Below are 584 nucleotides of genomic sequence, written 5' to 3' on the forward strand. Positions count from 1 at the left end.
GGATGACGCATCGTCGTTTCCGCTCACAGGGAAATTGCCGCTCGCTTTGGTTCAGACTTCCGTGGCGTGACGGAAGGACTCGTCGAACCTCCGCCAGTGCCGGCCAAAGCCGGTCAGAACGAAAACGCCGGCATAGCAGCCGCCGATGATGGCGAATGCCAACGGTAGCGGCATGGACTGGCCCAGATAACCGGCCATCACACTGCCGAACGGCATGCCGGCGGTGACCGCTGCGGGCATACAGCGCCCACAGCACATTCATGGCGGCCGAGTCCAACAGATTGGTGAGCACCACCATAATGACAATGGCCCGGACCAGGGGAGTGTGCGCGATGAAGGCTGCTCCGGCAAAGAAATCGCGTAAGGACATGCCATCGGAGACCGGGGCGATGGTGTCGCGAACGCCTTCCTGCCGCAGTGCCGCATCCGATGGGACCATGAGCATGGTCACGGCGATGGAGATCAGGAAGCAGACCACGTTGATGTACAACGCCATGTCGGGGGACGTCAGCGATACCACGACACCGGCAGCGGCCGATCCCAGCATGGTGGCCAATCTGCCGAGGGTGGAGCGGATGCCTGTG

1 protein-coding gene is annotated in these 584 nt (G+C 62.3%); it reads right to left on the minus strand.

Annotation, left to right across the window (positions count from 1 at the left end; genetic code table 11):
- The coding region (locus H9626_RS15830; protein ID WP_225231031.1) for an MFS transporter at nucleotides 1–584 on the minus strand (584 nt) is incomplete at both ends.

Origin of the sequence: Phocaeicola faecium (genome assembly GCF_014837055.1) — a bacterium.
GTDB classification, from domain to species: domain Bacteria; phylum Bacteroidota; class Bacteroidia; order Bacteroidales; family Bacteroidaceae; genus Phocaeicola; species Phocaeicola gallinarum.